Origin of the sequence: Acidovorax sp. LjRoot118 (genome assembly GCF_964253575.1) — a bacterium.
Taxonomy (GTDB): Bacteria; Pseudomonadota; Gammaproteobacteria; order Burkholderiales; family Burkholderiaceae_C; genus Acidovorax.
In genome coordinates, this window is the sequence record NZ_CAXURB020000001.1 from 5,839,304 (window position 1) to 5,859,975 (window position 20,672).

General features: G+C 67.1%; 20 protein-coding genes. 10 read left to right on the forward strand and 10 right to left on the reverse strand.

Annotated elements, in window-relative coordinates; all coding sequences use genetic code 11:
• Nucleotide 1: 1 nt before the first annotated feature.
• A complete protein-coding gene (gene gatB / locus ACSQ9E_RS27470; RefSeq protein WP_436219689.1) occupies nucleotides 2-1,471 on the forward strand; it encodes an Asp-tRNA(Asn)/Glu-tRNA(Gln) amidotransferase subunit GatB in 1,470 nt (489 codons plus the stop codon).
• Between the two features lie 68 nt (nucleotides 1,472-1,539).
• On the opposite strand, the gene ACSQ9E_RS27475 is transcribed toward gatB, so the two are convergent.
• Entirely contained in the window at nucleotides 1,540-2,241 is a 702-nt protein-coding gene (locus ACSQ9E_RS27475; RefSeq protein ID WP_436219690.1) for a DUF4124 domain-containing protein, read from the reverse strand.
• A 4-nt stretch (nucleotides 2,242-2,245) separates the two neighbouring features.
• On the reverse strand, nucleotides 2,246-2,944 hold the full coding sequence (pyrE, locus tag ACSQ9E_RS27480; RefSeq protein ID WP_057202624.1) for an orotate phosphoribosyltransferase: 699 nt from the start codon (nucleotides 2,942-2,944) through the stop codon (nucleotides 2,246-2,248).
• Nucleotides 2,945-2,954: 10 nt separating this feature from the next.
• Here pyrE and ACSQ9E_RS27485 point away from each other — a divergent pair, with 10 nt between their 5' ends.
• Nucleotides 2,955-3,758 (forward strand): exodeoxyribonuclease III, encoded by an 804-nt coding sequence (locus tag ACSQ9E_RS27485; protein ID WP_428002774.1) that lies wholly within the window; start codon nucleotides 2,955-2,957, stop codon nucleotides 3,756-3,758.
• Here ACSQ9E_RS27485 and ACSQ9E_RS27490 read toward each other — a convergent pair.
• From ACSQ9E_RS27490 to ACSQ9E_RS27515, 6 genes are all read right to left on the reverse strand, one after another.
• Nucleotides 3,740-4,741, reverse strand: a complete 1,002-nt coding sequence (locus ACSQ9E_RS27490; RefSeq protein WP_162262243.1) for a hypothetical protein — start codon at nucleotides 4,739-4,741, stop codon at nucleotides 3,740-3,742. The two genes, ACSQ9E_RS27485 and ACSQ9E_RS27490, sit on opposite strands and share 19 nt — an antisense overlap.
• Nucleotides 4,725-5,312: a DUF6932 family protein gene (locus ACSQ9E_RS27495; protein WP_157421936.1), complete on the reverse strand. Its 588-nt coding sequence runs from the start codon at nucleotides 5,310-5,312 to the stop codon at nucleotides 4,725-4,727. Before ACSQ9E_RS27495 ends, ACSQ9E_RS27490 begins: the two co-directional genes overlap by 17 nt.
• A gap of 223 nt (nucleotides 5,313-5,535) precedes the next feature.
• The gene (locus ACSQ9E_RS27500) at nucleotides 5,536-5,808 is read right to left on the reverse strand and encodes a DUF3325 domain-containing protein (RefSeq protein ID WP_057266622.1); all 273 of its coding nucleotides are present in this window, start codon (nucleotides 5,806-5,808) and stop codon (nucleotides 5,536-5,538) included.
• Nucleotides 5,808-7,463: a PepSY-associated TM helix domain-containing protein gene (locus ACSQ9E_RS27505; protein ID WP_436219691.1), complete on the reverse strand. Its 1,656-nt coding sequence runs from the start codon at nucleotides 7,461-7,463 to the stop codon at nucleotides 5,808-5,810. The genes ACSQ9E_RS27500 and ACSQ9E_RS27505 overlap by 1 nt, the downstream gene beginning before the upstream one ends.
• Nucleotides 7,460-7,762: a DUF3649 domain-containing protein gene (locus tag ACSQ9E_RS27510; protein ID WP_057202629.1), complete on the reverse strand. Its 303-nt coding sequence runs from the start codon at nucleotides 7,760-7,762 to the stop codon at nucleotides 7,460-7,462. Before ACSQ9E_RS27510 ends, ACSQ9E_RS27505 begins: the two co-directional genes overlap by 4 nt.
• Before the next feature lie 26 nt (nucleotides 7,763-7,788).
• A complete protein-coding gene (locus ACSQ9E_RS27515; protein ID WP_436219692.1) occupies nucleotides 7,789-9,960 on the reverse strand; it encodes a TonB-dependent receptor in 2,172 nt (723 codons plus the stop codon).
• A gap of 535 nt (nucleotides 9,961-10,495) precedes the next feature.
• Here ACSQ9E_RS27515 and ACSQ9E_RS27520 point away from each other — a divergent pair.
• The 3 genes from ACSQ9E_RS27520 to ACSQ9E_RS27530 all read left to right on the forward strand — a co-directional run bounded on the left by ACSQ9E_RS27520 (nucleotide 10,496) and on the right by ACSQ9E_RS27530 (nucleotide 12,977).
• Nucleotides 10,496-11,035 carry a DUF3016 domain-containing protein gene (locus tag ACSQ9E_RS27520; protein WP_436219693.1) on the forward strand — a complete coding sequence of 180 codons (540 nt, stop codon included), beginning with the start codon at nucleotides 10,496-10,498 and terminating at the stop codon, nucleotides 11,033-11,035.
• A 76-nt stretch (nucleotides 11,036-11,111) separates the two neighbouring features.
• Nucleotides 11,112-11,750 carry an MBL fold metallo-hydrolase gene (locus tag ACSQ9E_RS27525; RefSeq protein ID WP_057202653.1) on the forward strand — a complete coding sequence of 213 codons (639 nt, stop codon included), beginning with the start codon at nucleotides 11,112-11,114 and terminating at the stop codon, nucleotides 11,748-11,750.
• Between the two features lie 141 nt (nucleotides 11,751-11,891).
• Nucleotides 11,892-12,977 (forward strand): GGDEF domain-containing protein, encoded by a 1,086-nt coding sequence (locus ACSQ9E_RS27530; protein WP_436219694.1) that lies wholly within the window; start codon nucleotides 11,892-11,894, stop codon nucleotides 12,975-12,977.
• Nucleotides 12,978-12,984: 7 nt separating this feature from the next.
• Here the strand turns inward: ACSQ9E_RS27530 and ACSQ9E_RS27535 are convergent, their stop codons facing one another.
• Complete coding sequence (locus tag ACSQ9E_RS27535) at nucleotides 12,985-13,791, reverse strand: M48 family metallopeptidase (RefSeq protein WP_235514490.1); 807 nt, start codon at nucleotides 13,789-13,791, stop codon at nucleotides 12,985-12,987.
• A 73-nt stretch (nucleotides 13,792-13,864) separates the two neighbouring features.
• Between ACSQ9E_RS27535 and ACSQ9E_RS27540 the strand changes: the two genes are divergently transcribed.
• The 3 genes from ACSQ9E_RS27540 to ACSQ9E_RS27550 all read left to right on the forward strand — a co-directional run bounded on the left by ACSQ9E_RS27540 (nucleotide 13,865) and on the right by ACSQ9E_RS27550 (nucleotide 17,376).
• A complete protein-coding gene (locus tag ACSQ9E_RS27540; protein ID WP_436219695.1) occupies nucleotides 13,865-15,262 on the forward strand; it encodes an AmpG family muropeptide MFS transporter in 1,398 nt (465 codons plus the stop codon).
• 134 nt (nucleotides 15,263-15,396) lie between these two features.
• Nucleotides 15,397-16,113, forward strand: a complete 717-nt coding sequence (locus tag ACSQ9E_RS27545) for a response regulator transcription factor (protein ID WP_057202655.1) — start codon at nucleotides 15,397-15,399, stop codon at nucleotides 16,111-16,113.
• A 6-nt stretch (nucleotides 16,114-16,119) separates the two neighbouring features.
• Nucleotides 16,120-17,376, forward strand: a complete 1,257-nt coding sequence (locus ACSQ9E_RS27550; protein WP_436219696.1) for a HAMP domain-containing sensor histidine kinase — start codon at nucleotides 16,120-16,122, stop codon at nucleotides 17,374-17,376.
• Here ACSQ9E_RS27550 and ACSQ9E_RS27555 read toward each other — a convergent pair.
• Nucleotides 17,351-18,589, reverse strand: a complete 1,239-nt coding sequence (locus ACSQ9E_RS27555) for a YbfB/YjiJ family MFS transporter (protein WP_436219697.1) — start codon at nucleotides 18,587-18,589, stop codon at nucleotides 17,351-17,353. The two genes, ACSQ9E_RS27550 and ACSQ9E_RS27555, sit on opposite strands and share 26 nt — an antisense overlap.
• A 90-nt stretch (nucleotides 18,590-18,679) precedes the next feature.
• On the opposite strand from ACSQ9E_RS27555, the gene ACSQ9E_RS27560 reads away from it, so the two are divergent.
• Nucleotides 18,680-19,558, forward strand: coding sequence for a LysR substrate-binding domain-containing protein (locus tag ACSQ9E_RS27560; RefSeq protein WP_436219698.1), 879 nt, complete (start codon nucleotides 18,680-18,682; stop codon nucleotides 19,556-19,558).
• Between the two features lie 30 nt (nucleotides 19,559-19,588).
• Complete coding sequence (locus tag ACSQ9E_RS27565; protein WP_436176449.1) at nucleotides 19,589-20,668, forward strand: NAD(P)H-dependent flavin oxidoreductase; 1,080 nt, start codon at nucleotides 19,589-19,591, stop codon at nucleotides 20,666-20,668.
• Nucleotides 20,669-20,672: the final 4 nt, after the last annotated feature.

A 20,672-nucleotide genomic window follows, 5' to 3' on the forward strand; every position in this document is an offset into this window, starting at 1 on the left:
CATGACGACGACGACGACAGCAACCAGCAGCAAATTGATCCACGGCTACGAGGTCGTGATCGGCTTCGAAACCCACGCCCAGCTCGCCACCCAGAGCAAGATCTTCAGCCGCGCCTCCACGGCCTTCGGTGCCGAACCCAACACCCAGGCCTGCGCCGTGGACCTGGCCCTGCCCGGCACGCTGCCGGTGATGAACCGCACCGCCGTGGAATGCGCCATCAAGCTCGGCCTGGCGCTGGGCTCGCACATCGCGCCCGAGAGCATCTTCGCGCGCAAGAACTACTTCTACCCCGACCTGCCCAAGGGCTACCAGATCAGCCAGTTCGAGATCCCCGTGGTGCAGGGCGGCGAGGTGCAGTTCTTTCTCGGCGACGAGAAGAAGACCGTGCGCCTGGTGCGCGCCCACCTCGAAGAAGATGCAGGCAAGTCGCTGCATGAGGACTTCATCGGCCAGAGCGGCATCGACCTGAACCGCGCCGGCACGCCGCTGCTGGAGATCGTGACCGAGCCCGACATGCGCTCCAGCGACGAGGCCGTGGCCTATGCGCGCGAGCTGCACAAGATCGTGACCTGGATCGGCATCTGCGACGGCAACATGCAGGAGGGCTCGTTCCGCTGCGATGCCAACGTCTCGGTGCGCAAGCCCGGCGCCCCCCTGGGCACGCGCCGCGAGATCAAGAACCTGAACAGCTTCAAGTTCATGCAGCAAGCCATCGACTACGAGATCCGCTGGCAGATCGAGGAGATCGAGGATGGCCGCGCCATCCAGCAGGCCACGGTGCTGTTCGACCCCGACACGGGCGAAACCGAGGCCATGCGAACCAAGGAAGACGCGGCCGACTACCGCTACTTCCCCGACCCGGACCTGCCGCCGCTGCAGATCTCGCGCCAGTGGGTGGACGAGCAGCGCGCACTGATGACGGAGCTGCCGCGCGCCATGGCCGCGCGCTTCGTGGCCGACTATGGCCTGCCCGAGTACGACGCGACCACGCTGACCCAGAGCAAGGCCATGGCCGCCTATTTCGAGACCGCAGCCCAGGCCAGCAAGCAGCCCAAGCTGGCCAGCAACTGGATCATGGGCGAGGTCTCGCGCCGCCTGAACGCCAACGACATGGCGCTGGATGCCTCGCCCGTGTCGGCCGCCCAACTGGGCACGCTGATCGGCCGCATTGCCGACGGCACGGTGTCGAACAACGCCGCCAAGCAGGTGTTCGAGGCGCTGTGGACCGGGGAATCACCCGACGTGGACGCCATCATCGAGGCCAAGGGCCTCAAGCAGATGAACGACACGGGTGCCCTGGAAGGCATCATTGACGACGTGATTGCGGCCAATGCCGACAATGTGGCCCAGTTCCGCGCCGGCAAGGACAAAGCCTTCAACGCACTCGTGGGCCAGATCATGAAGGCCAGCAAGGGCAAGGCCAACCCGCAACAGGTCAACGACCTGCTGCGCGCCAAGCTCGCTGTCTGATCACGCCCGATGGATGCCGCCCCCTGCGTGGAGGGCATCCATCGCCGAGAACCTTGAATCGGCCCTGATCAGCGGGCACCGCCGGCAGACGCCGGGGGGGCGCTGCTCGCAGCACCGGGCGCGCCAACGCCCCGCTGCTCATCCCACAGCTTGCGCAGTTGTGCGAGCTCCACGTCGAAGCGCTGGTGCACACGGCGCTTTTCGTCGTCCTGGCCGCCAATGAAGCGCTGCTGTTCGGCAATGCTGTCGTCGTTCTCGGCGATCTTGCGGCGCAGCGTCATCGGGGCCTTGTTGGGGTCCTTCTTGTAGAACTCCATCTCGGTGTCCATGGCCTGGCGCTGCTGGCGCAGCTCGACGATGCGTTTCTGGGCCGTGGCCGCCACGTCTTCCACCATCTGGATGGCGGCCTTGCGCTCCACGTCGTGCGCGGCCTTGTCGGGGTAGCGCGACGTCAGGGCACGCTCGCGGCGGCGTTCTTCCAGGGCGCGGCTGCGTTCCTCGGCTTCCTTGCGCTGGCGCACTTCGAGGGCGGCGCGCTCCTGCTCGGTCAGCGTGGGGCCAATCTGGCGCCGTACGATGCCAGAAGGGCCCAGCTCGCGCTGCTCGCGGTCCACGCATTCGGCAATGGGGCGGTCGGCCGTGAGCCGACGGCCATTGCGGTCCACGCAGGTGTAGATGCTGCCCACCGGTCCCGTCTGCTGCGCCCACGCGGACGCCGTGGCCAGGCCTGCCAATGCCAATTCGCCAATGAGCCACGCCGTCTTGTGCAACTAGTTACCCTTCGTTCACCCCGTACCGCTCGCGGTAGGCCGAAACCCGTTCGTGATGGGCGCGCATCTCCGCCCCCCCTGTTTGCGATAGGTACAGCAATAAGTCTGCCAGCCTGGCGATAGTACAAACCTTCATGCCAAGCTGCTGGCGCACATACTGCACTGCACTGTGCTCCACGTCCAGCCCATTCTCGGTGGCTTTCTCCTGGCGGTCCAGCGCAATGGCCACCGCATGGGGGGTGGCGCCTGCGGCCTGGATGAGGGCAATCGACTCGCGCGCCGCAGTGCCGGCCGACATCACGTCGTCCACGATCAGCACCCGGCCCTGGAGCGGAGCCCCTACCAGGGTGCCGCCCTCGCCATGGTCCTTGGCTTCCTTGCGGTTGTAGGCAAAGGGCACATTGCGCCCCTGGCGTGCCAGCTCCACCGCCACGGTCGCGGCCAGCGGGATGCCCTTGTAGGCCGGCCCGAACACCATGTCGAACTCGATGCCGCTGGCGATCAGGGCTTTTGCATAGAATTCGGCCAGGCGCCCCATCTTGCTGCCGTCGTCGAACAGACCGGCATTGAAGAAGTAGGGGCTCAGGCGCCCGGCCTTGGTCTTGAACTCCCCGAAGCGCAGCACGCCCGATTCGACGGCAAACCGTACAAAGTCCTGCGCCAGCTGGCCCTCATCCGAGCCCTGCGCAACAACATCTACCATGGGAAATTCCTTGTTCAATTTGACCAGCCTCAACCTCAATGGCATCCGTTCGGCCACCACCAAGGGCGTGGAAAGCTGGATGGCTGCCACACGGCCGGATTGTATTTGCGTCCAGGAAGTCAAGGCGCAGGCCGCCGACGTGGCCACACGCTTCGAGCGCCTGGCCGAGATGGACGGGCACTTCCACTACGCGCAGAAAAAGGGCTATTCGGGCGTGGGCATCTACACCCGCCACCTGCCCAGCGACGTGATCGTGGGCTACGGCTCGACCGAGTTCGACGCCGAGGGCCGCTACCTCGAGCTGCGCTTTGACACCCCCGCGCGCAAGCTGTCCATCATCAGCGCCTACTTTCCGAGCGGCTCCTCGGGCGAGGAGCGCCAGCTCGCCAAGTACCGCTTCCTCGCGGAATTCCATCCCCACCTCATGCAGCTCAAGCGGGAGCGAGAGTTCATCCTGTGCGGCGACATCAACATCGCCCACCAGCAGATCGACCTGAAAAACTGGCGCAGCAACCAGAAGAACAGCGGCTTCCTGCCCGATGAACGCGCCTGGATGACAAAGTTGTTGCACACAACTGATGAAGGCGGCGGCCTGATCGACGTTTACCGTCAGTTACAACCGACCACCACCGACACGGCTTACACATGGTGGAGCAACCGCGGGCAGGCCTACGCCAACAATGTGGGCTGGCGGCTGGACTACCACCTTGCGACGCCAGCCATGGCTGCGCTGGCGCGCACCGAGACCATTTACAAGGACGTGAAGTTCTCGGACCACGCTCCGATCACCATCGGCTACGACTTCACGTTGTAGTCGTTCGACAACGTGGCAATAGATTGTTGCGCCGCTCTCACCGGCCAGTCCGGAGGTGCTCCAATGCGTTCGACCGACTGCAATACAAACGTCTTTCGAGGAGCGCGATTGCGCAGCCTAACTTCGCGGACCTTGACCCGCGCACTAACGTGCTGGTGCAGCGGGTTAACGCCTTCTTCCAGTAGCTTCTGCATCGCTTCCCGTAACATCGAACCGACAATCACGTTTCGGTCCGCATGGAGGAGCACTTCGAAGCGAAGCGAGTATTCGGCCCATCCGATGATTTCGCCTTCATGGGTCTCGAGACGATCTTCGATCACAAGCGCTTCGACACGTTGGCGAGCGCGCTGCACTGCTTGCGTCGTCAACTCGAAATCCCGCTCACCCTCCACGACTCGCAAGCTTGCTCCCTCGTCGTCGAGCAGTTTGAAAAACTCCTTCAATGCGCCGAGTTGCCGATTGTCAACTCGAGCGGACGCTTCATCGAATAGCGCATCGTCTACACTGGCCATTCGTGAAAGCGTGTCAGCGACCTCGCCCACTACCTGTCTGAGCGTCGCATCGCTTTCTGCAGGCTGACTTCCTTGCAGGACAAATCCAAAAGACCCTCGCACTACATCAGTCACAAGAAGCTGAGTTTCCTCGCTCATTGGCACTCGTCCGCGTGACGCCAAGGGCCCCGTCTCCGCTGCCGCGTAGCGCTGGCTGACTAACTTCTGAAACTGGCCCACAGCCTGTGTTCCGAACGCAGCCTTGATGCCATGCGATCCAATCACCGGCCTACCACCAAAGAACAAGGCGACCCCGGTCGGAGCGCTCTGGGCTTTTACAGCAAGCTCAGTCAGTTCGCGCTCAAGCCGTGCCACTCGCTGGCTATATTGGCTTTCTGCAAAAGGGTCGTTGTGCGCGCATCCCTCGGCGAGTAGTTGCCGAGCTTGCGCGAGATCGGCCTGAAGGAATTGCCTCTCAAGTTGAGCCAGCATTGCTCTCTCCTTCAAAATTCAGTTCCGTCAGCATTTGGAGCCCTTCGAGGTCGTTCGAATCCAAGGGCAACTGCAACATGCCCTTCCACAACGCATCGCCTCGGCGATGGGAGTAGAGGCCGTACCAGTAACGAGTCTGAGTGACCAGCCACTCTGGTGAAGTTGCCAGGTTGACGATCGCAGTGTCGCAGCGGAAAGCCGCTTTGCACAGAGCGTGGTCGAAAAGATCTGCATGCGATTGCATCATGTCCCTGATCTGCTCGGTGCTCATGCCGGCGGGAGGATGCGCAAACGTCACGATGTCTATGTCCCTGGGCGCGCGCCCCTCACGAGACTCGACATCTTCAACGAAACTGCCGTCGAGCCACTGAAATCCTCGGACAAACCCTAGACGGCGCAATTCGCCACGGTAGCGCATGAACCCATCAATGATCGCGTGGCGCGCCGCGTTGATGGCGAAGCGCTGCACGAACTCTCCAGTCGCAACTACATAGGGCGAACTGTGTGCACTGGTCAGACGCTCGCCCTCGAAAGGGGGCAAAACGTGAGAGTGATTGAAAGCTGGGATCATGGTGCAGCAGGGTAACAGTGCTCACGAAATTGGCAGGGCGCGAAATCGCCCGAAACAACCATTCTCTCGCACCCTGCGCCCTCGCGATCAACGCCACTTGGCAACGCCGGCGACAACTACCCTTGCGCGTACCGTGACCATCTAAGGAGGTGGAGTTCTCGGACCACGCGCCGATCACTCTCGGCTACGACGTCAAAATGTGAGAGCGGCAGCACCGGCTCAGTCAGCGCCGACTGCGCACGATGAGCCCGCACAGCACGATGCCGGCCGCCAGGCTGGTGTGGCCGCTGTAGCTCACCAACCCCATGCCCCAGCCCTGGGCCTGCACGATGATGGCCAGCGCCACGGCCAGGGCACCCCAGCCCGCGATGCGCAACAGCCAGGTGGCGCGCGGTGCCAGCGCCTGGCCGAACAGCTCGTCCTGCGGGCGTTCCGTCCCTAGTGCCAGGGCTGCGAAGGCGGCCAGGCAGGTCACGAAGGTGAGCAGGTGGTGCATCACGCGCCCCCCTGGGGCATGGCAGAGCCGGTGGGCGCGGAGGGCGCTGGCGCCCGTGCCGCACGGCGCTTGGGCCCCTGGTGGCGCGCCGTGCGCACCGCCAGCCACACGTGCATGCCGGCCAGCACCCAGAGCATGAGCTCGAAGCCGACAAACACCCAATCCCCCTCGGCCAGGCTGCGCCACAGCGGCCGCTCGGTGGTCAACGCGCTGACCAGGGGCAGCAGGGCCAGCGCTGCCGCGCCGATCCAGAACTGCTCGATCCAGGCGCGGCGCGAGGGGCGCAGCATGGCATGCGCCAGCGTCAGGGCCCAGACGATGAAAAACACATGCACCTCCCATGCCGTGCGCTCGGCCATGCCTTGCGGCAGCAGGCGGTTGCCCCAGAAGAAGCCGGCCATGGCGATGGACAGGCCCGCGATGCTGGCGATATTGAGCTTTTCCACCAAGCGAAAGCCGAAGTGCGGCCGCGCCGGATCGCCCAGCTTGCGGCGGCGCTTGACGGTCCACATCACCAGGCCCGTGCCCACCATGGCCGTGCCCGCCAGACTCACGATGAAGTACAGCCAGCGCATGTGCAGGTCACTGAAGCGCCCCAGGTGCAGCGAATAAAGCACGCCACGCGTTTCGGCTGCGGGGCCTACGCTTTCCTTCACCTCCAGCAGCTTGCCGCTCACACCATCGAACAGCATGTACTGCGGGCTCATGGAGACCCGGCCCTCCTCGCCGCGCGTCACGCTCACACGCGCCGCGGAGTCGCCGGCATTCGTGGCGGTGAGGCGGCCCACGTTGCCCTCGCCCCAGCGCGCCTGGGCCTGGCGCACCATGTCGTCCACCGGCGCCAGCGGCGCCGGCTGGCCCGTGGCCTTGCCGGGCTGGATGAAGGCGCTGAGCTGGGAGGTCATCTCCTGCTCCTGCGCCGGTGTCGTGTACGCCGCCTGCTCGCCGAACGGCATGTACAGCGCCATCAGCGTGATCAGGCCGGTGTAGGTGATCATGAAGTGGAACGGCAGCCCGAACACCGACAGCGCGTTGTGCGCATCCAGCCACGAGCGCTGGCCCTTGCCCCAGCGGAAGGTGAAGAAGTCGGTGAAGATCTTCTTGTGCGTGATGACCCCGCTGACGATGGCCACCAGCATGAACATGGCGCAAAAGCCCGCCAGCCAGCGCCCCCACCGCACGGGCATGTAGTGGAACTGAAAGTGGAAGCGGTAGAAAAATTCGCCGCCCACCGTCTCGCGCGAGGCCACCTTCTCGCCGGTCAGCGGATCGAAGTTGGCACTGCCGAAGTTGCGCCCATTGGCAGCCGCCCCCTGCCCGGGTGCCAAGCGCCAGAAGCTGTCCACCGTGGTGTAGCGCTCGTCGGGCAGGCGCATGCTCCACTGCGGCGCATTCGGCACCAACTGCACGAGCTGGTTGGCGATGCGCTGGGCCGATTCGGCCGCATCGGGCACCACCGCGCGGTGCGGCAGCTCGGGCCGCATCCACTGCGATATCTCGTCCTTGAAGTAGCTCACGGTACCCGTGAGAAACATCGCATACAGGAACCAGCCACACAGCAGGCCGGCCCAGGTGTGCAGGTCCGACATGGTCTGGCGGATGCCCGGCGCCTTGGGCTCGTCCAACGGCACGTCGTCGTTGTTGTTCGTCGTCATTGGGAAGCTCCTGCAGAGGACCACACGGTCCATGCGGCCAGCAGCAGCGGCACGGCCGCCACCACCAGCCCGGCCCAGGCGCGCCAGGCGCTGCGCACCGCAAACACCCAGATCACCGCGCCCGTGTAGATGGCAAAGCTGGCCAGCATGCCCGTGATCACGGCCTGCGCCCGGGCCATGGGCAGGGCCAGCACCGCCACGCTGAACAGCGCCGCCAGCACATAGCCGCCGCCGATGGCCGCAACGATGCGCGACACCAGCGGCCCGGCGCGCCAGATACCGCGCAGCACGGGCATCATGGCAAGACTCCGGTCATGCCCATACCTCAGAAGTCCACTGCGGCCGACAGCATCAGCGTGCGGGGCGCGCCCACGGTCACGTAGTTGCTGATGACCCAGTAGTTCTTGTCGCTCACGTTCTCCAGGTTGGCGCGCAGCACCACGGGCTTGCCGGCCACCTTGGTGGCGTAGCGGGCACCGATGTCCAGGCGCGTCCAGGCAGGCACGCGCAGGCGGTTGGTGGCGTCGGCGTACATGCCGGAGGTATTGATCACGCGGCCGTTCACGCTCAGGCCCTGCAGCGGCGTATCCCAGTCCAGGCCCAGGTTGAAGGTGCGGTCCGGCACGCCGGCCGCGTCGTTGCCCTGGTTCACGCCACCGGCGGTGCGCGTGAGCTTGGCGGTGTTGAACGAGGCGCTGGCCATGGCACGCAGGCCACGCTGGACTTCGCCATAGGCCGTCAGCTCCAGGCCGCGGTTGCGCTGCTCGCCACCAAAGCTGTAGCGGTTGGTGGCCGGGTCGGTCAGGGCGCTGGGGCGCTTGATCAGGTAGATGGCGGCCTGGGTGGTCAGTTGGCCCCAGTCCACCTTGATGCCCACTTCGTTCTGCTTGGACTTCTGCGGCGCAAACGTCTCGCCCGCATTGGCCGTGCCGGGGCCGGCCGTGCCGCCACGGGTCAGGCCGGCGGTGTAGTTGGTGTAGACCGAGATGTTCTTCGTCGGCTTGATCACCAGGCCCGCCAGCGGTGTCACGGCACTGGCCTTGTAGTAGCCGGTGCCTGCGCCGGTGTTGACGTTGAAGCTGCCCTGCTCGATGGTCTGGTCGCGCACGCCCAGCGTCAGCAGGTAGCGGCCGTTGTCGAACGACATGGTGTCGGCCAGCGCCAGGCTGTGCTGCTTGAGCTCGCTGCTCTTGCTGGGGTTGCCGCGCGGGAAGTTGATGGTCGGCAGCGGCGACGGGTTGTAGATGTTGGAATTGGCGTAGGTGCTGGTCAGCTGGTAGAAGTAGCCGATCTCCTGGTCCAGGTAGTTCGTGGCCAGGGCCACCGTGTGGCCGATGCCACCGGTCTGGAATTTGGTGCGCAGGCCCGCGTCCATCGACGAGGTCTTGTTGTAGGCATCGTAGTAGCCGTTGGCCACCGTGAAGTTGCCCAGAGCGTCGACGCGCAGCCCGGCGGTCGGGAAGTGCTGCTCACTGGTGTTGTGGGTGTAGCCCACGCCACCGTACACGGTGGTGCTGTCGTTCAGGTCGTACTCCAGGCGCGACATCACGGTGCGCATGTCGTCCGTCAGGTTGGCGCCGGGGTAGATGCTGGTGCGGTTGTCCGGCGCCGCGGGCATCTGCGTGACGCCGGCGCGGAAAGCCGTCTGGGGGCGGAACTGTTGGGTCTTGCCCTCGGTGGCGAAAGCGTCCAGTGACCAGCGCAGGCGGCCGCCGGCGTAGTCCAGGCCCAGCGCAGCCACGTCGGCACGCTGGCGGCCACCGTCGACATTGCCTTCGCCGTTGCGCACCAGTGCATTGGCGCGCACGCCCCACTGGTTGTCTTCACCGAAGCGGCGGCCTACGTCCAGGTGGGCACCGAACTGGGCCTTGCCCATGTAGCTGGTGGTCAGGCGCGTCAGCGGCGTGTCGGCCGCGCGCTTGGTCACCAGGTTGATGCTGCCGCCCACGCTGCCGCCAGGGCCCACGCCGTTGGTCAGGGCGCCAGGGCCCTTGAGCACTTCCACGCGCTCGATCATTTCCAGCGGGATGCGGGTGGAGGGGCTCAGGCCGAACAAACCGTTCAGGCTCACGTCGGTGTTGGACACCGTGAGGCCACGCACCTGGAAGTCATCGCCGTAGCCGCCGCGCGCCTGCAGGCTGCGCACGGAGGCGTCGTTCATCACCACGTCGGCCACCGTCAGGGCCTGCTGGTTCTGGATCAGCTCGTTGGTGTAGTTGGTGGTGCTGTACGGCACGTTCATCTGGTCGGTGCGGCCCAGGATGCCCAGGTCACCGCCGCGCGCGAACTGGCCGCCGTGGTAGGTCTTCTGCAGGCCGCCAATGGCTTCGGCCTGCTCGCGCACCTTCACCTCGTCGAGCGTGGTCCCGGAAGTGCTGGTCTGCGCAGCCACGCCCACGGCGGCAATGGCCAGCCCGGCGCCCAGGCATTGGCGGATCAGCAGGGCCAGGGGACGGGGAGCGAAGCGATGGAACGCGCGGACGGTCGAGGAATGCATGGTGGGTGGGGCCAGGAAACAAGAAAAAGACGAGCGAACCAAAACCGGCAGGGCCGGGTCGAATCCAGAAAAGGAGGTCATACAACCAGCGGCAGAGCCCTTGGCCTGCCGCCCTGGTTCTAGAAACAAATCAGAACGACAACTATTCGCATTTTAATTTAGCAATCTCCGAACGGGTAGGCCCTCCCCGGTAAAGCCCGCCAGAGGCCCATCGGTGCCGTGCCGGGAAAACCCCAATCCACCGCAATGCGTGGCCCGTTGCTACAAAATTCGCAGCAACGTGGTTATCAATACGTTGCATCGTTGCAACGAAAATGGGCATTCCGGGGCATGCAACGCCTCCTGTCTGAGGGCTGTTGCACTCCGGGAAAGAAGATCCCACGGGTCCCTTCCACCCCGATTGGCCCCCAGAGGTAGGAGGACTGATCGACCGACTGCCGCAATCCCTGCCGGCGAGCCGACCCATCGATGGTGGAATGGAACCACGTACCGCCGCCCTGCGTCACACTGCCAACCATTCAAGGAGAAACGCGCCATGTCGCTGCTGCTGCCATTGCTGCACCCACCACGCCCCGCCCGCCTTCTGGCTGCCGGCCTGCTCGCCGCCTGCGCCGCCATCACGGCGACCAGCGCGGCGGCGGGCACTGCCAGCGTCACGTTCACCGCGCCGGAAAAGTACACCGATGCCAGTTATTCCCACCCCGTGGCGAACGAATCCGACCGCGCCCAGGTGCTGCGCGATGTGGAGCAGCACCTGCAGCGCCTGGCCACGCGGGGCCTGGCGCCCACCGACACCCTCAAGGTCGAGGTGCTGGACATCGACCTCGCCGGCCACTTCCCGCCCATGGGCGTGGGTGGCTCGGACGTGCGGGTGGTCACCGATGTCACGGGCCCGCGCATCAAGCTGCGCTACAGCTTGGTGCGCGATGACAGCGCGCCTGTTTCCGGCGGCGAAGAGGTGCTCAGCGACCTGAACTTCATGGTGCCCAGCAACCGGTATTCGAGTGGGGACCGGTTGCGGTACGAGAAGGCGTTGCTGGATCGGTGGTTTGAGAAGCGGTTCGGCACGCGGTAACAAGCAGGCGCTCACCTTGGGCGCACGCAGGTTCACGACCGATGTCTAATCTCGGCCAGGAAATCCATACCCACCCATGCTCCACTACCTCACCGTCCCCGTCACCGCCTTCCAGCAAAACTCCTCCATCCTCTGGTGCGACGCCACGAACAAGGCCACCATCGTCGACCCCGGCGGTGACCTCGACGTGCTGCTGGCCGAGGTGGAGCGCCTGGGCCTCACGCTCGACCAGATCTGGCTCACCCACGCCCACATCGACCATGCGGGCGGCACGGGGGAGCTGGCCGAGCGGCTGTCGCTGCCCATCGTGGGGCCGCACCCCGGGGACCAGTTCTGGATCGATGCGTTGCCGGATCAAAGCGCGATGTTCGGGTTTCCGCCCGCGCAGCATTTCACGCCCACGCGCTGGCTGGCCGATGGCGACACCGTGCAGATCGGCAACGAGACGCTGCACGTGCGCCACTGCCCGGGGCACACGCCGGGCCACGTGGTGTTCCACGCGCCGCAGATCGACCGGGCCTTCGTGGGCGATGTGCTGTTTGCGGGCAGCATCGGGCGCACGGATTTTCCGCAGGGCAACCACCAGGATCTGATCGACAGCATCACCGGGCGCCTGTGGCCCATGGGGGACCAGACGGTGTTCATTCCCGGCCACGGCCCGGAGAGCACTTTCGGCCGCGAGCGCAAGAGCAATCCCTACGTCGGCGGCACCTGAGTCCCTCCCTTTGCGGGTAACGCAGAACTGGGATGCTTTGCCCCGCCTGATCCGGCGATGCGCTGCATTGCAATTTTTTAAGATGTGACATTCTGTTAACAATCCCGGCGGTCGGAGGCGCGTGCCGGGCATCGTCCCGCCATGGCATCCCCTGCAAGCACCGTTCCCACCGCCCATCCTCCCCGCCCCTTCGCCATTCCACAGCGCGGCTCCAGCGTTGCTGGCAAGGCCTACTGGGCCATGGCGCAGCGGGTGGCGCTGACGGCCGCAGCCATTGACTGCGGCTACATCCTGCTCTTCCTCTGGCTGGGCTCGGTGCCGCTGGCGCTGGTCAACCTGGCCAGCATCGGCATGTACCTGGGCGCCTACGCGCTCATCAAGCGGAGGCGCAACACGGCGGGCATCTCGCTGATCTGGCTGGAGGTGATCTTCCACTCGGCACTGGGCTCGCTGCTGGTGGGCTGGGACAGCGGCTTTCACTACTACCTGCTGCTGTTCATACCGGCTGTGGTCATTGCCAACTCGGGCCGCTACGCCGTACCGATCGTGCTGGCACTGCTGACCTACTACCTGGGCCTGCGCCTTGCCTGCGACCACTGGGGCGCCCTCGCGCCCCTGGCCGGCAAGGGCCAGCAGGTGGTCAACGCCATCCACGTGTGCATCGTCTTCGGCATGTTTGCGGCACTGGCGGCGTTCTACCGCCGCACCATCCTCATCGCCGAGAACCGGCTGCTCAAGCAGGCCACGCTGGATGCGCTGACCGGGCTGAACAACCGCGCGCATTTCCACACCTTGGCCGGGCACACGCTGAACCGCACCCAGCGCACCGGCGAACCGGTGGCACTGCTGCTGTGCGACATCGACCATTTCAAGCAGGTCAACGACCGTCACGGCCATGCCATGGGTGACCGCGTGCTGGTGACCGTGGCCGGCGTGCTCGCGCGCAACCTGCGCGAGAGCGACGTGATCGCGCGCTGGGGCGGCGAGGAGTTCCTGGCGTTGATGCCGGCGAGCCCCCAGGCATCCGCCATGGAAGTCGCCGAGCGCATCCGCATGGCGATGGAGCAGATCCAGATGGACTGCCAGGGCCAGCCGGTACCTTTGAGCATGTCTTTCGGGGTAGCGCAGGTGGCCCATGGCGACGACCTGCAGGCGGCCATTGCACGGGCCGACCAGGCGCTCTACCAAAGCAAGAACAACGGCCGCAACCGCGTCACGGCAGGCTGATCAGCCGTCAACCCTTGCGCGCAGCTTCGTAAAGCTTCTGCACCTTGGGCACGTTGAGCTCCAGCTGCTGGATGCGTGCCGGGCCCGAAGGGTGGGTGGACAAAAAGGCCAGGCCTCCCTGCTTGCTGCCCGTGGCGCTGCCCATCTTCTTCCACAGGCTTACCGACGCATCGGGCTGGTAGCCCGCGCGCGCGGCCAGCTCCAAGCCCACCAAGTCGGCATCGCTTTCGTCCGAGCGGCTGAACTGCAGTGTGAGCAGTTGCCCACCGAGGCTGGCGGCGGCATTGCCCAGGTCACCCAGGCCCAGCAGCTGCGAGCCCAGGCGCAGGCCAATGTTGGTGGCCTGGGTCTTGGCCAGGCGCTCGCGCGCATGCTCGCGCAGCGCGTGGGCCATTTCGTGGCCCATGATCATCGCGGCTTCGTCGTCGGTGAGCTTGAGCTGGTCGAGGATGCCGGTGTAGAAGGCGATCTTGCCACCGGGCATGCAGAAGGCGTTGATCTGTTTGCTGCCGATCAGGTTCACCTCCCAGCGCCACTGGCTTGCGCGCTCGTTCCAGGGCTTGGTGTGCGGGATCAGCCGCTGGGCGATCACGCGCAAGCGCTGCAGCTGTGGAAAGTCATCGGGCGCGAGCGCGCGCTTGGCGCGGGCCTGTTCCAGCATCTGCTGGTACTGCTGCGCGGCGGACCGCTCCAGCGTCTCGGCCGGTATCAGCTTGCGCAGGGTGGAGGAGGTGCCCACGTCCACCTGGGCGATGGCCGGGGCCATGGCGCCCGCCCCCGCCGCCAGTAGAAATGCGCGGCGCGCGGACCACATCGATGATGGCGCGGCGGAAGGAGAGGGGCAAAGCATGCACATGCAGGAATAATAGACAAAAACCCACGTACCCATGTCAGACACCTCCCCTATCCCGACCGCTACGGCCGTATCTGCCGCGCCGACCGACGCCCCCCGACCCACCTGGCTTCAGACGTTGCGCGTCTACCTGGAGCCTGCGAGCCTGCGCATGCTCACCCTTGGCTTCTCGGCCGGCCTGCCGCTGCTGCTGGTGCTGGGCACGCTGAGCTTTCGGCTGCGCGAGGCCGGCATCGACCGCAGCACCATCGGCTACCTGAGCTGGGTGGGCCTGGCCTATGGCTTCAAGTGGGTCTGGGCACCGCTGGTGGACCGCATGCCCCTGCCCCTGCTCACCCGCTGGCTGGGCCGCAGGCGCAGCTGGCTGCTGCTGTCGCAGGCCGTGGTAGTGGCCGGCCTAGTCGGCATGGCCCTGGCGGACCCGCGCGAGATGCTGGGCCCCATCGTCTGGTGCGCGCTGGCCGTGGCCTTCGGCTCGGCCACGCAGGACATTGCGCTCGACGCATTTCGCATCGAGTCGGCCGACGCACGGCACCAGGCGGCCCTGGCCGCTTCGTACCAGACGGGCTACCGCCTGGCCATGATCTGGGCCGGCGCGGGCGTGCTGTGGATAGCCGCACGCGCCGAAGTGGCGCCCGCCGTGGGCCAGGCCGTGGCACAGGGCGCGGCTGCCTACCAGAACGGCGCCTGGCAGGCGGCCTACCTGGCCATGGCGGCGTCGATGGCGGTGGGCATCGTCACGGTGCTGTTCTCGCGCGAGCCCGCGCAGGTCGTGCTGCCACCAGCAAAGAACGCGGCCGATTGGATCAAGGGCGCGGTGGTGGACCCGTTCGCCGACTTCCTCACCCGCTATGGCTGGCATGCGGCGCTGATCCTGGCCCTGATCGCCGTGTACCGCATCAGCGATGTGGTGATGGGCATCATGGCCAACCCCTTTTACGTGGACATGGGCTTCACCAAGGACGAAGTCGCGGCCGTGACCAAGATCTACGGTGTGGTGATGACCCTGGTGGGCGCCTTCGTGGGCGGCGTGCTGTCCATGCGCTTTGGCGTAATGCGCATTCTGATGCTGGGTGCCGTGCTCAGCGCGGGCAGCAACCTGCTGTTTGCCTGGCTGGCGGGGCATGGGCACGATGTGACGGCGCTGATCGCCGTGGTCTCGGCCGACAACCTGGCCAGCGGCATCGCCTCGGCGGCCTTCATCGCCTACCTGTCGAGCCTGACCAACGTGAGCTACTCGGCCACGCAGTACGCGCTGTTCAGCTCGCTGATGCTGCTCTTGCCCAAGTTCATCGCCGGCTTCTCGGGCCGCTACGTGGATGGGTTCGGCTACGCGCACTTCTTCACGGCCACCGCGCTACTGGGTGTGCCCGTGCTGCTGCTGGTATGGCTGGCGTCTCGGGTCGAAATCGTGGGCACTAACCACAAATAGGCGATTTTTTGCTATGCATTGCATAGCAATGCAAGCGATGGCACAGGCAGCAGGTTTACGGGAGCTTTACAGGCGCTTCAACACCTTGTGACGCCTTTGCGCGACCATGGGCAGGCCGCTACTACACTGACCCCATGAGCTCCCAACTGCTGATGATCGAAGACGACACCCGCCTCGCCGAGATGGTGGGCGAGTACCTGGGCCAGTCCGGCCTGGTGGTGACGCACCGCGCCGATGGCAAGAGCGGCCTGGCGCAGCTGCAGGGGCCGGACGCCGCCGCCCTGCCCGACCTGGTGATCCTGGACCTGATGCTGCCCGACATGGACGGCCTGGAGGTCTGTCGCCGCATCCGCTCGCTGCAGGGCCCGGCCGCGCAGGTGCCGGTGCTCATGCTCACGGCCAAGGGCGACCCGATGGACCGCATCATCGGCCTGGAGCTGGGCGCCGACGACTACCTGCCCAAGCCCTTCGAGCCGCGCGAGCTGCTGGCGCGCATCCGCGCCATCCTGCGCCGACGCACCGATGGCGGCACGCCGGTGGCCCAGGCCCTGCGCTTCGGCACGCTGGAGATCGACCGCGATGCGCGCACCGTCACCGTGGCCGGCCAGCCAGCCGACCTGACCTCCTACCAGTTCGACCTGCTGGTGGCGCTGGCCGAGCGCGCGGGGCGCGTGCTCACGCGCGACCAGATCATGGAGGCCGTGCGCGGCCGCGAGCTGGAGGCCTTCGACCGCTCGATCGACGTGCACATGGGCCGCATCCGCGCGGCCATCGAGGTCGATGCCAAGAACCCGCGCCGCATCCTCACCGTGCGCGGCGTGGGCTATGTGTTCGCCAAGCAGCAGGATTGAAGCCCGGTGAGCCTTTCCAACCCCTTCGCCCGGCGCCTGTACCTGCGCATCTGGCTCGCCGTGGTCGGCGGCATCGCCGTGCTCACGCTGGTCGTGGGCTGGGCCTGGCGCATTGCCGAGGAGCAGAAGGCGAGCAACAACCAGCCCTTCGTACCACCCTCGCGCGAGATGGTGCTGCGCGATGCCAAGGGCGATGTCGTCTTTCAGGGGCCTGCGACACGGCAGCCGTCGGAGCCCGGCGAGAACGTGGAGTTCCACATCGAATCCGACACCGGCCAGGCCTTTGTGCTGCAGATGGCACCGCGCCAGCCCCGCATCGGCGGGCGGCCCGGTAGCGGTCCCAACCAGGGCGACGCGGCCTTCTGGACCCGTCCGCCCTTTGGCTTCCTGTGGCTGCTGGGCATCGTGGGCCTGGCCGTGGCGGCGGGGGTGTACCCCATCATCCGGCGCCTGACCCTGCGGCTGGAGGCGCTGCAGCGCAGCGTCAAGCACTTTGGCGAAGGCGATCTCTCCGTGCGCGTGCCCGAGCAGGGCCAGGACGAAGTGGCCGACCTGGCGCGCCAGTTCAATGCCGCAGCGGAACGGGTGGAGACCCTGGTCAAGTCGCACAAGTCGCTGCTGGCCAACGCCTCGCACGAGCTGCGCTCGCCGCTCACGCGCATCCGCATGGGCATGGAGCTCATGGGCGGGCAGCAGCCCTCGCCGACGTTCCGCGCCGAGATCCTGCGCAACATCGCCGAGCTCGACCAGTTGGTCGACGAGATCCTGCTGGCCAGCCGCCTGGACGCGCGCGAGGCCGACGTGGGCACGGTGGAGACAGTCGACCTGGTGGGCCTGGCGGCCGAGGAATGTGCGCGCGTGGGCGCCGATCTGGACGTGGGCGCCAGCCCCGATGCGGTGGACGTGCGCGGCGTCTCCAAGCTGCTGCGCCGGGCCATCCGCAACCTGCTGGAGAACGCGCGGCGTTACAGCACAGGCGAGGTCAGCGTGGTCGTGCACCGGCGCCAGGGCCATGCCGAGGTGCGCGTGTGCGACCATGGCCCGGGCGTTCCACCCAACCAGCGCGAACGCATCTTCGAGCCCTTCTACCGCCTGCCGGGCGCCAGCGAGCGCGCGGGCGGCGTGGGCTTGGGCCTGTCGCTGGTGCGCTCGATCGCCGGGCGCCACAGTGGCGTGGTGTTCTGCGAAGACCGGCCCGATGGCGCCAGCGGTGCGTGCTTCGTGCTGCGATTACCGGTCACTTCTTCCAGCGCCACGCCATGAAGGCATAGAGCGCGGCGCCCAGTACCAGCACCGAGCCCGCCACGGCGAGCGCCCAGTCGAAACCCTGCGCTCGTGAACCGGCCTGCGCCAGCAGCGCGGCCGCCATGGGCGGGCCGGCGATCTGGCCGATGCCGTAGAGCGCCGTGAGCAGCCCGGTGAAGCCCGCTCCCGCCTGCGGCCACTGGTGGCGCGCCTCCTGCAAGGCAAAGAAGGTGATGGCGGTGAATGGCAGGCCCAGCAACAGGCTACCGAACGCAAACCCCGCCGGCCCCGGCCACAGCAGGCCGAGCGCAATGCCCCCCGCCTGCAGCAGGTAGGCGCCGGCCAGCAGCCAGCGGCGGTCACGGTGCGGCGCGATGCGCGTGGACAGAAAGGCCCCCAGTGCCACGCCGGCGCCGAACACCGGCCAGAACAGGTCGGGCCAGGCCGAGCCGGCCGGCAGCGCAGCACGCGCGATGACGGGCAGGAACGTGGCGGTGACGATGTAGCCCAGGCCCGCCAGGCCATACGCCACGGCGTGCAGCGCCCGTTGTGCTGCAGGCGCTGGCACAGAGGCTGCAGCGGACGGCACCGCCGGGTTGCCCTGCGCCTCGCCGCCGCGCAGCACCTGCCAGATGCCGGCACACAGCAGCGCCGCCAGTGCGGCAAACGTGGCCCAGCCCACCGCCGCGCTCCAGCCCGCAGCGACCATGGCACCGGTGGGCAGGCCGGTCACCACGATGCCCAGCCCCGGCCCGCAGAAGATCAGGCCGGCGAGCTGGGGCCGCCCCAGCCGGGTGAGCTGGCCCATGCACCAGTTGGCCGTGCCCAGGAACACCAGGGCACTCGCGATACCCGCCAGAAAACGCAGCAGGGGCCACGATGCGGGCCAGGGAAAGGCAAGCACCCCGGTCAGCAGCACGGTGGCCACCAGCCCGCCGCGCGCCAGGGCCGCATTGCCCGGGACTGCGCCCAGGCGACGGCCCAGCCACGGCAGGGCCATGTACAGCAACGCCCCGGCAAGGTAGCCGGCGTAGTTGGCCGTGGCCAGCCAGCTGCCGGTGGCGATGTCCACCACGCCGTCGTGCAGCATCATCGGCAGCAGCGGGGTGAAGGCGAAGCGGCCGATGCCCATGGCGACCGCGAGGGCGACCATGCCGGCCAGGGCGACCCGCAAAGGCGCCGTGTCGGCGTCATGCACGCGGGCGGAGGAAGGGGAAGACACTTGGTCCATGCGGGGATACCGGAGAGGATTGCCACGGCGGACGCCGCTGCGTATCATCTTACCAAGAGATTGAATTTATGTAATTCATACTATTTCAAGATGGTTGAATCTTCGTCATCTTTGCTGGACCTTGCGGCCCTGGACATCTTTCGCACCGTAGCGGCCGAAGGCAGCGTCACGCGCGCGGCCGAGCGGCTGGGACGCGTGCAGTCCAACGTGACCACCCGGGTGCGCCAGTTGGAGGCGGACCTGGGCACCCCCCTGTTCCTGCGCGAAGGCAAGCGCATGGCGCTCACGCCCGAGGGCCAGGTGCTGCTGGGCTATACCGACCGGCTGCTGGCGCTGGCCGAGGAAGCGCGCCAGGCAGTGCGTCCAGGCCCACCCGGCGGGCGCCTGCGCCTGGGTTCGATGGAGAGCACGGCGGCGAGCCGCCTGCCTGTGCCGCTGGCACGCCTGCACAGCCAGTGGCCGGGCGTGGCGCTGGAGCTGTCGACCGCACCCACGCGCGAGCTGGTGGAGCGGCTGCGCGCACACGCGCTCGATGCGGTACTGGTGGCGTGGCCGCCGGGCCAGGCCCCGGACCCGGCGCTCGAAACCCGGCCTGTGTTCACCGAAGACCTGTTGCTGGTGCTGCCCGCCGGCCACCCTGTCGTTGCCGGCCCCCAGGATGTACAGCCCGGCACGCTCGCGGTCTTCGAGCCGGGTTGCACCTACCGCCGCATCGGGCAGGACTGGTTCGCTCCCCGGCCGCAGCCCATGCAGGTGCTGGAGCTGGGCTCGTACCACGCCATTCTGGCCTGCGTGGCCGCCGGCAGCTGCGCGGGCATCGTGCCGCGCTCGGTGCTGGCCATGACGCCCCACGCAGAGCTGCTCGCCCACCAGCCGATCACCCGTATCGACACCCTGCTCACCTGGCGCAAGGGCTACCGCTCCAGCGCGCTCGATGCCCTGCAGCAGGCGCTGCTTTCCGCAGTCTGACCGCTTTTCAATTCCCCCAAGGAGTCCGCCATGACCGACCGCAGCCTTCGCACCGCCCTTTCACTGCGCCTGCCCATCATCCAGGGCCCCATGACCGGCTCCGACACCCCGGCCCTGGCGGCTGCCGTCTCCGCGGCTGGCGGCCTGGGCTCGCTGGGCTGTGGCATGCGTTCACCTGCAGCCATGGCCGAGGCGGCTGCCGAGGTGCGCAGGCGCACCGACCGGCCGTTCTGCATGAACCTCTTCGTGCAGGACACGCCCGCGCCCGACGCGGCCACGGTGGACGCCGCCGTGGCGCGGCTCGCCCCGCTGTACGCCGAGTTCGGCCAGCAGCCGGCCGCACCCGCGCGCTGGTGCGAGGACTTCGCGGCGCAGTTCGACGCGCTGATCGCTGCACGCCCGGCGGTAGCGAGCTTCACCTTCGGCATCCTCAGTGCCGCGCAGGTGGAACGCCTGCACGCTGCAGGCTGCTATGTGATCGGCACCGCGACCACGGTCGCCGAGGCCGTGGCCTGGGCCGACGTGGGGGCCGACGGGGTCTGTGCCTCGGGCATGGAGTCGGGCGGGCACCGGGGTACCTTTCTCGGGGACTTCGCCTCTTCGATGATCGGCACCATGGCCCTGGTGCCGCGCTGCGTGGATGCGCTGCAGCCGCGCGGCGTAGCGGTGGTCGCGGCTGGCGGCATCATGGACGGGCGCGGCATCGCCGCCGCGCAGGCGCTGGGGGCCGAAGCGGTGCAGATGGGCACGGCCTTCCTCTCCTGCGATGAATCGGGCATCGGCGCGGCCTACCGCCAGGCGCTGGCCACTGCCAAGGGCACCGACACGCGCACCACGCGCGCCCTGACAGGGCGCCACGCACGTGGCATCGTCAACGCGCTGATGGACCGGCTGCAGGCCGATGAGGCGGCCGTGCCGCCCTACCCCGTGCAGAACGCCTTCACGGGCGCCCTGCGCAAGGCGTCGAACGAGGCCGGCCGGGCCGACTACCTGTCGCTGTGGGCTGGCCAGGGCGTGGAGGCGGTTCGGCCCATGGCCGCCGCTGCGCTGATGGCGCTGCTCGAAGAGGAATGGAAGCAGGCCTGCGCGCGCGTGGGCGCTGCGCACTGAAGCA

What these genes read in the sequence shown, in the direction of transcription:
- ACSQ9E_RS27525 (WP_057202653.1), top strand. Translation starts at nt 11,112, where the DNA reads ATGCTCCACTACCTCACCGTCCCCGTCACCGCCTTCCAGCAAAACTCC.
- ACSQ9E_RS27565 (WP_436176449.1), top strand. Translation starts at nt 19,589, where the DNA reads ATGACCGACCGCAGCCTTCGCACCGCCCTTTCACTGCGCCTGCCCATC.
- pyrE (WP_057202624.1), bottom strand. Translation starts at nt 2,944, where the DNA reads ATGGTAGATGTTGTTGCGCAGGGCTCGGATGAGGGCCAGCTGGCGCAG.
- ACSQ9E_RS27560 (WP_436219698.1), top strand. Translation starts at nt 18,680, where the DNA reads ATGGTTGAATCTTCGTCATCTTTGCTGGACCTTGCGGCCCTGGACATC.
- ACSQ9E_RS27540 (WP_436219695.1), top strand. Translation starts at nt 13,865, where the DNA reads ATGTCAGACACCTCCCCTATCCCGACCGCTACGGCCGTATCTGCCGCG.
- gatB (WP_436219689.1), top strand. Translation starts at nt 2, where the DNA reads ATGACGACGACGACGACAGCAACCAGCAGCAAATTGATCCACGGCTAC.
- ACSQ9E_RS27500 (WP_057266622.1), bottom strand. Translation starts at nt 5,808, where the DNA reads ATGCACCACCTGCTCACCTTCGTGACCTGCCTGGCCGCCTTCGCAGCC.
- ACSQ9E_RS27495 (WP_157421936.1), bottom strand. Translation starts at nt 5,312, where the DNA reads ATGATCCCAGCTTTCAATCACTCTCACGTTTTGCCCCCTTTCGAGGGC.
- ACSQ9E_RS27515 (WP_436219692.1), bottom strand. Translation starts at nt 9,960, where the DNA reads ATGCATTCCTCGACCGTCCGCGCGTTCCATCGCTTCGCTCCCCGTCCC.
- ACSQ9E_RS27510 (WP_057202629.1), bottom strand. Translation starts at nt 7,762, where the DNA reads ATGATGCCCGTGCTGCGCGGTATCTGGCGCGCCGGGCCGCTGGTGTCG.
- ACSQ9E_RS27520 (WP_436219693.1), top strand. Translation starts at nt 10,496, where the DNA reads ATGTCGCTGCTGCTGCCATTGCTGCACCCACCACGCCCCGCCCGCCTT.
- ACSQ9E_RS27555 (WP_436219697.1), bottom strand. Translation starts at nt 18,589, where the DNA reads ATGGACCAAGTGTCTTCCCCTTCCTCCGCCCGCGTGCATGACGCCGAC.
- ACSQ9E_RS27545 (WP_057202655.1), top strand. Translation starts at nt 15,397, where the DNA reads ATGAGCTCCCAACTGCTGATGATCGAAGACGACACCCGCCTCGCCGAG.
- ACSQ9E_RS27490 (WP_162262243.1), bottom strand. Translation starts at nt 4,741, where the DNA reads ATGCTGGCTCAACTTGAGAGGCAATTCCTTCAGGCCGATCTCGCGCAA.
- ACSQ9E_RS27535 (WP_235514490.1), bottom strand. Translation starts at nt 13,791, where the DNA reads ATGTGGTCCGCGCGCCGCGCATTTCTACTGGCGGCGGGGGCGGGCGCC.
- ACSQ9E_RS27505 (WP_436219691.1), bottom strand. Translation starts at nt 7,463, where the DNA reads ATGACGACGAACAACAACGACGACGTGCCGTTGGACGAGCCCAAGGCG.
- ACSQ9E_RS27530 (WP_436219694.1), top strand. Translation starts at nt 11,892, where the DNA reads ATGGCATCCCCTGCAAGCACCGTTCCCACCGCCCATCCTCCCCGCCCC.